The sequence below is a fragment of the Winogradskyella wichelsiae genome (genome assembly GCF_013403925.1).
GTDB classification, from domain to species: Bacteria; Bacteroidota; Bacteroidia; order Flavobacteriales; family Flavobacteriaceae; genus Winogradskyella; species Winogradskyella wichelsiae.
The window spans coordinates 1-1,353 of record NZ_JABFDJ010000035.1 but is presented as its reverse complement, the minus strand read 5'-3'; the positions used below and the strand labels follow the sequence as shown (position 1 = coordinate 1,353).

The window sequence follows — 1,353 nt, the reverse complement described above, 5'->3', positions numbered from 1 at the left end:
TTGTTCTATAACATAAGTTGCTGTATATGTTGCCGTTTCTCCTACTGCTAATAAACCTTCTGCACTTCCTGCATCTGCACTATTAAATGTTGGACCTGTTAATAAAGTTAAGGTGTTACCGTTAGCATCTACAAAGGTATCTGCGATAGCTACATTATCTAAACTTACGTTTCCTGTGTTTTCTACAGTTATCGTATAAGTCATTGTATCTCCTAAACTTAAGCCTGTTGGTAATACATCTGTTGTGATTGCCACCGTCTTAACAGCTTCTAGACTTGGTAATGCTACTATTGTTGTTACTGTGGCATCATCTTCTGTATTGCCATCAGCGTCATCGTCATCATCACTGGTATCATCAACTGTTGTTCCTGCTGGACTATCGCCTTCAGCTAAAACACTGTTGCTAAAACCTCCTGCGTCTATTGCAGCTTGTTCTATAACATAAGTTGCTGTATATGTTGCCGTTTCTCCTACTGTTAATAAACCTTCTGCACTTCCTGCATCTGCACTATTAAATGTTGGACCTGTTAATAAAGTTAAGGTGTTACCGTTAGCATCTACAAAGGTATCTGCGATAGCTACATTATCTAAACTTACGTTTCCTGTGTTTTCTACAGTTATCGTATAAGTCATTGTATCTCCTAAACTTAAGCCCGTTGGTAATACATCATTACTGATTACTACTGTTTTAACGGCTTCAATACTTGCTGATGCTGTAATTGTTGTTACTGTGGCATCATCTTCTGTATTGCCATCTGTATCATCGTCATCATCACTGGTATCATCAACTGTTGTTCCTGCTGGACTATCGCCTTCGGCTAAAACACTGTTACTAAAACCTCCTGCATCTATTGCATCTTGTTCTATAACATAAGTTGCTGTATATGTTGCCGTTTCTCCTACTGCTAATAAACCTTCTGCACTTCCTGCATCTGAACTATTAAATGTTGGACCTGTTAATAAAGTTAAGGTGTTACCGTTAGCATCTACAAAGGTATCTGCGATAGCTACATTATCTAAACTTACGTTTCCTGTGTTTTCTACAGTTATCGTATAAGTCATTGTATCTCCTAAACTTAAGCCTGTTGGTAATACATCTGTTGTGATTGCCACCGTCTTAACAGCTTCTAGACTTGGTAATGCTACTATTGTTGTTACTGTGGCATCATCTTCTGTATTGCCATCAGCGTCATCGTCATCATCACTGGTATCATCAACTGTTGTTCCTGCTGGACTATCGCCTTCAGCTAAAACACTGTTGCTAAAACCTCCTGCGTCTATTGCAGCTTGTTCTATAACATAAGTTGCTGTATATGTTGCCGTTTCTCCTACTGCTAATAAACCTTCTGCACT

Annotated in this window: 1 protein-coding gene; it reads right to left on the bottom strand. The window is 38.8% G+C overall.

Annotated elements, in window-relative coordinates:
• Positions 1-1,353, bottom strand: a 1,353-nt coding sequence (locus tag HM985_RS17460) for a DUF7507 domain-containing protein (RefSeq protein WP_179377410.1), incomplete at both ends; no start/stop codon positions are given.